The organism is Kitasatospora sp. NPDC048194, assembly GCF_043202455.1.
Taxonomy (GTDB): Bacteria; Actinomycetota; Actinomycetes; order Streptomycetales; family Streptomycetaceae; genus Kitasatospora.
This window is the reverse complement of record NZ_JBIDAK010000010.1, coordinates 22,227-28,260: the sequence shown is the minus strand read 5'-3', so window position 1 is coordinate 28,260 and position 6,034 is coordinate 22,227. Positions and strand designations below refer to the sequence as shown.

Below are 6,034 nucleotides of genomic sequence, written 5' to 3'. Positions count from 1 at the left end.
CCACCCGCACGGGGTGGGGGGGGGCGCGCCCCCGGCGCGGGGCCCCCGCGGCCCCGGGCCGGTTTCCGGGGCGGCGGCCCCCCCCCCCCCCGGGCCGGGGGGGGGGGGCCGCCCCGCGGCGGTTCCGGGTCAGGGCGCCACGGCGTCCGCTCCGGGCGGCTGCGGGCCCTCGTCGTCGGTCTCACCCTTGCGTCGGACGTCGGCCGGGGTCGGGGCCGTGATCGAGCGTTCCTCGGCGGAGCGCTCCCGGGCTCCCGCCCCTCCCTCCGCCTTCCTCCGGACATCGGCCGGAGTGGGCGCGGTGATCGAACGTTCCTCGGCGGACCGCTCCTGGGCGGCCTCGTCCGGCTGGGTCCCGTTGTCGTCGTCGCGCGTGGTCATGGCTGCTTCCTCCCTTTCCGAGGCGTCAGCGGCGGGGACATCAGACGGGTGCCCCGAAAGCCCCGTCCGAACCGGGTTTTCGGGGCCGGCGTCGGCAGAACGGTGCCGACGGGGACACCTCGGCCCTGCGACCGTAACCCGGAGCCCGGTGCCGCGCCGCCGGGCCGGGCCGCGCCGCCGGGCCCCGCCCCGCCGGTCGCCGTCGGACGCCCCGCGGGCGTGCGAGCGGTGCCGGCGCACGTACCAGACCAGGAGTGCGATCACCACCAGGGCGGCGATCACGATGGCGGTGACCCGGCCGACGGTGCCCTCGACCCTGGTGTAGGCGGCTCCGGCGAAGTAGCCCAGAAGGGTGAAGCCGACGCCCCAGGCCAGGCCGCCGAGGGCGTTGTAGAGCAGGAAGCGGCGGTACGGCATGCGGGAGATGCCGGCCAGCGACGGCATCAGCGGGCGGAAGAAGGCGACGAAGCGGCCGAAGAAGACGGCGGCCGGCCCGCGGCGGCGGATCAGGTCGCGCGCCTTGTCCACCTGCTCGTCGTGGCGTCGCAGCGGACGGGTGCGCAGGATCGCCGGGCCGAGGTGGCGGCCGATCTCGTAGCCGGCGGAGTCCCCGAGGACGGCCGCGCAGACCACCACCAGGACCATCCAGCCGATCGAGGCCCGGCCCCGGTCGGCGAGGAAGCCGCCGAGGACGGCGGCGGTCTCGCCGGGGATGAAGAAGCTGAAGAACAGGGCGTCCTCGGTGAAGACCAGGGCGCCGATGACTACGTACACGACCGGGCCCGACAGGCCGTCCAGCCAGTCGGTGATCGCGTGCATCGGCCACACCTCGCGGGGATCGGCGGCCCTTTCCGCCCCAATGTAACGCTCGCCCCGGAGCCGGGCCTCCGCCGTGCCCGGGGCCGGCCGGCTGCCGGGACGCCGCACCCGGGCGGCGTCGTGGGCACCGGGCCTGCGGGGGCACCACGCTGGCGTGGGCACCGCGCTGGCGTGGGCGCCGAGCGTGCGCCGGCGCCGCGCCCCGGGCGTCAGCCCCGGCCGGGCTCCGGGACGGCCTGCCCCCGGTCCGGGGTGTGCGGGCCCGTGCTCGCGTCCGGGGCCGTCTCCAGCCCCCGCTGCGGCCCGATGGCGACCGCGTCGGTACGGGCGAGGACGGTGTGCAGCCGTCGCACCGCGCCTTCGGCGTCGGCGAGTTCATGAGGGGTCGGCACCACGGTGCCGAAGGAGTGCCGCCGGTCGGCGGGCAGCGCCCGCCAGTGCAGGACCGGGGCGAGGACGGTGCTCGCCCGGGCGAGGAACCAGGCCAGCCGGCCGTGGGTGCGGGCGAGGCCGATGGCCAGGACGGCGAGGGCCTCGCGGAGGTCCTCCAGGCGTTCGATGACCGGCAACCGCTCCTGATCGGCGGCGGAGCCCACCGCCTCCGCCAGGCCGTCGGCGGTCTTCCGGGCCAGGGCCTGGTCCTGCGGGGCGAAGTCCCACAACCCCTCGCGGACCTGCCGCTCGGCCTCCGCGGCGAGGTCCGCGACCTGAGCGCTCATCCCCTCACCGGACACCGTGTCCGGGCGCGGCTCGCGGGGCGGCGGCCGCAGGTGCGGCGAGCGCGGGGTGTGCGGCGAGTGCGGTGTGTGCGGCGTGTGCGAGGTCATGGCAGCCCTCCCGGCGGACCAGGGCACCCCGGGTGGGTGCTGCTCCCACGGTGGGCCACCGCGGACCCAGGGCACAGCTCCCGGAACGAAACGGCCGTTCCGCGCAGCCGTGGAAACGAAATCCTTCCGCGCGCATGGTCCGCCGGGAACCGGCAAGGCGCGCTGGCGGCGGTCGTCCGATCGCCGCCCGCTCCGTGGGGAGGACCGGACCGATGAACCCCCAGACACCTGCCCAGACGCCTGCCCGGAGACCGGCTCGAACACCCGCTCGGAAATCCGTCCGGATGTCCGCCGCCGCGCGGCGTCGGCCCCCGCGGCGGCTGCCATGCCGGGAGGTGGCGCCATGACCGTCCGCACCCGGGCACTGGAGGGCCTCGCCGCCGGCGCGGCCGGCACCACCGCCCTCAACGCCGTCACCTACCTCGACATGGCCGTCCGCGGGCGGCCCTCCAGCGACACCCCCCAGGAGGCCGTGGAGGCACTGGCCGACCGGACCGGGCTGCCCGTGCCCGGCGCCGACGAGGAACGGTCCAACCGGGTCGCCGGTCTGGGGCCGCTGCTCGGGCTGGCCGCCGGACTGGGCGTGGGGCTCGGCGTCGGCGTGCTGACCGGCGCGGTCGCCGGGCCCGCCAGCAGGGCCGGGACGTACGTCGTCGCCGTCGTCGCCGGCGCGGCCGCACTGGCCGCCGCGGACGCACCCCTGGCCGCGCTCGGCATCAGCGATCCGCGGAAGTGGACCCCTGCCGACTGGGCCGCCGACATCGTGCCGCACCTGGCCTACGGTGCCGCGACCGCCGCCGTGCTGCACCGGCTGCGCCGCCCCCGGTCCTGACACCGGCGCCCGCTGCGGGCCGATCCGCCGGGTTTGCCCGGCGCGGCGCGGCGCGTACCGTCGGGACGGGGAACGCGGCCGACGTGGCCGCGCCGACGGCCTGGTGGTGATGGTGATCGAATCGTTGTCCTTCGACAGCACGAGCCTGGAGGAGACGGAGGAGTTCCTGTCCAGCGCCTACACGCCGATGCGGATCGGCAGGTCGGTGGAGGACGCCCGGGCGCGGATCAGCCGCCAGGCGGTCGGGCCGCTCAGCGTGGACCGGCTCTCCTTCGGCTACGACATGGCGTACGACGCCGCCGCCCTCGGCCGGGTGTGCCTGGTCAGCATGCACTCCGGCACGCTCGCCGACCGGACCGGGGGCGGCGAGGAGACGGTGTTCGGCCCGGGCGACACCTTCCTGGTCGCCCCGCCCGACGCCCCCTACGAGGGGGAGGTGCGCGCCGCCTGCTACACCATCGCCATGTTCGACACCGACCTGCTGGACGCCGTCTCGTCCGCCGGCCCCGAGGGGCGCGGCCCGGTACGGCTGACCGGGGCCCGCCCCGTCGACGACGCGGCGAACCGGCAGCTGGGCGCCGTCGTCGCCTACGTGCGCGACCACGTCCTCGGCAACCCGGCCGCCTGCGAGAACGGCCTGCTCGTCGCCACCGCGGCCCAGCACCTGGCGGCGGCGACCCTCGCCGCCCTGCCCCACGACGCCCGCACCGACCCGGTGCCCGCCGACCGGAACGACGCCACCCCCGCCACGCTGCGCAGGGCGCTCGCGTTCATCGAGTCGAACGCCGAGCGGGAGATCACGCTCGCCGACATCGCGGCGGCCGCCTGGGTCACCCCGCGGGCCCTGCAGTACGCCTTCCGCCGGCACCTGGACACCACCCCGCTCGCCCACCTGCGCCGGGTGCGGCTGGACGCGGCGCACCGGGACCTCTCGGCCGCCGATCCGGCCGGCACCACGGTGACCGAGGTCGCCATGCGGTGGGGTTTCGCGCACCCCGGCTACTTCGCGGGCCTGTACCGCGACGCCTACCGGCGGCCGCCGGGGGACACCCTCCGGCGGAACGGCTGAGCCGGGCGAGGTCGTCACCCGCGGGCCCGCCGCCGGAACCGGTCCGGTGAGTCAGTGGTCGTGGAGGGCCGACCGGTGGCCGTCCACCCGGACGGTGCCGGGGAGCGCGGGGAGTTCGGGCTTGAACAGCGGGGGCGCGCCCATCGCGGGTTCCCAGGTCGCGAGGGCCTCGTCCTGGGGGACCTCGATTCGGCGGTCGGCGGCGAGGTCGGCGACCACCTTCACGAGGAGGCGGACGCCGAGCGGCGCCAGATGGTCGCGCCACAGGCTCTGCGGGGTGGAGCCCGGGGGCACGAACAGGTGCTCCTGGGCCGCGATCGGGCCGGCGTCGGTGCGCTCGGTGAGGTGGTAGACGCTGCCGCCGGTCACCTTGTCGCCGTCGCGGATCGTCCAGCGGACCGCGTCCCGGCCGCGGTGCAGCGGCAGCAGGCTCGGGTGGTAGCCGATGGTCGCGACGGCGGCCCGGGCGCGGGTGCGGCGGCCGAGGAAGGCGTGGGAGTGCGCGGCGACGATGACGTCCACGCCGTCCGGGACGTGCAGCGCGCGCAGTTCGGCCGAGTCCGTCCACGGGATGTCCCGGGGGAACGCCCAGGAGCGCAGGCGGTCCCAGGACATCGGCCTCCCCTCGTCGGAGTGCCCCTTGCGCAGCCGGGGGGCGGCCGCGCCGACGATCTTGTGCCCTTCGCCCTGGAGGGCTTCCGCGACCTGCACCGCGAACGCCCCCTGTCCTGACATGTAGATGTTCATCCGCACTCCTGCGGTCGTCGGTCGGCTGGCTTCGGTTGACGGTCGGTCGGCGGCGGCGTCAGTCGGCGGGTGATCGCGCAGCCGTGCCGGGGCGCGGCTCGGGCACGAACCGCACCGGCATGGTGGAGAAGCCGGTCAGGAAGGTGGACCGGATCCGCCGCGCCTCGCCGGTCTGCTCGATGCCGGCGGTGAAGTCCCGCAGGGCGGTGAGCAGTTCGGCGATCTCCACCTTGGCCAGGTACGAGCCGACGCAGAAGTGCGGACCGTAGCCGAAGGCCAGGTGCTTGTTGGGGGTGCGGCCCAGGTCGAACACGCCGGGGCGCGCGAAGACCCGTTCGTCCCGGTTGCCGGAGGCGTGCCAGAGGGTGACGACCTCGCCCGGCCGCAGCCGTACGCCGTGCAGTTCGGTCTCCCGCACGACGCTGCGCCCGAAGTGCATCGTGGGTGAGGCCCAGCGCAGCACCTCGTCCACGGCGGTGTCGACGGCGACCTCGCCCCGCTTGAGCCGGCGCCACTGCTCGGGGTGGGCCGCGAGGGTGCGGACGCAGTCGATCATCGTCAGCCGGCTGGTCTCGTCGCCCCCGATGATCAGGCTGTAGCAGTTGAGCACGACGTCCTCGTCGGTGAGCGGCACCCCGTCGACGGAGCTGCCGATCAGCATGCTGATCACGTCGTCACCCGGCGCCTCCCGCCGCTCCTCGACGAGGTCGGTGAAGTACATCAGGATCTCGTTGCGGGCCATCGCGGAGTCGACGTCCTCGACGTCCTCGACGTCCTCGTCCTCGGCCGACAGCGCGGCCTTGGTCAGGCCGAGCAGGAGGTCCCGGTCCTGCTCGGGCACGCCGAGCAGGTTCGCGATGGTGGTCATCGGGATCCGGCCGGCGATCTGCTCGGCGAAGTCGCAGCCGCCGGACTCCACCGCCTCGCGGATCCACTGCCGGGTGTTCCGGCGGACGGTCCGGGCGACCTCGTCGAGCACCCTCGGGGAGAGCACCCGCTGGAGGATCTTGCGCAGCTCGTGGTGCCGGTGCCCGTCGGTGACGGCCAGCATCCGGCCGGCCCCGGCGTCACCGCCCTCCAGGAGCGTGACCAGCACGTTGCCGCGCTCGGAGGTGAAGTTCACGTCGTCCCGGTAGGTGGCCATGATGTCCTCGTGGCGGGAGAGCACCCAGAAGCCGCGGCGGCCGCCGGCCGGGGGGTTCCAGTGCAGCGGGGCGGTGTCGCGCAGGGTGCGCCAGAGCCCGCCGAGGTCGTGGTCGGCGAAGGTGGCCGGGTCGCCGAGGTCCGGGGCGTCCAGGACGTCCGGGGCGTCCCGGAACTCCGGGCCGTCCGGGCGGTGCGGAGCCGGTCCGGGCACGG

At 75.9% G+C, this 6,034-nt stretch carries 6 protein-coding genes; 2 read left to right on the top strand and 4 right to left on the bottom strand.

Annotated features, from left to right (window positions below; genetic code table 11):
• Positions 1–129 precede the first annotated feature (129 nt).
• Positions 130–1,200: a VTT domain-containing protein gene (locus ACGF07_RS14760; RefSeq protein WP_350742560.1), complete on the bottom strand. Its 1,071-nt coding sequence runs from the start codon at positions 1,198–1,200 to the stop codon at positions 130–132.
• Between the two features lie 209 nt (positions 1,201–1,409).
• A complete protein-coding gene (locus ACGF07_RS14755; protein ID WP_392898637.1) occupies positions 1,410–2,027 on the bottom strand; it encodes a hypothetical protein in 618 nt (205 codons plus the stop codon).
• Between the two features lie 343 nt (positions 2,028–2,370).
• On the opposite strand from ACGF07_RS14755, the gene ACGF07_RS14750 reads away from it, so the two are divergent.
• Positions 2,371–2,859, top strand: coding sequence for a hypothetical protein (locus tag ACGF07_RS14750; protein WP_350742556.1), 489 nt, complete (start codon positions 2,371–2,373; stop codon positions 2,857–2,859).
• A 109-nt stretch (positions 2,860–2,968) separates the two neighbouring features.
• On the top strand, positions 2,969–3,928 hold the full coding sequence (locus ACGF07_RS14745) for an AraC family transcriptional regulator (protein ID WP_392898634.1): 960 nt from the start codon (positions 2,969–2,971) through the stop codon (positions 3,926–3,928).
• A 51-nt stretch (positions 3,929–3,979) separates the two neighbouring features.
• Here the strand turns inward: ACGF07_RS14745 and ACGF07_RS14740 are convergent, their stop codons facing one another.
• Both ACGF07_RS14740 and ACGF07_RS14735 read right to left on the bottom strand, forming a co-directional pair.
• Positions 3,980–4,675: a formyltransferase family protein gene (locus ACGF07_RS14740; RefSeq protein ID WP_392898633.1), complete on the bottom strand. Its 696-nt coding sequence runs from the start codon at positions 4,673–4,675 to the stop codon at positions 3,980–3,982.
• A gap of 58 nt (positions 4,676–4,733) precedes the next feature.
• Positions 4,734–6,032 carry a cytochrome P450 gene (locus tag ACGF07_RS14735; protein ID WP_392898968.1) on the bottom strand — a complete coding sequence of 433 codons (1,299 nt, stop codon included), beginning with the start codon at positions 6,030–6,032 and terminating at the stop codon, positions 4,734–4,736.
• Between the last annotated feature and the right edge of the window lie 2 nt (positions 6,033–6,034).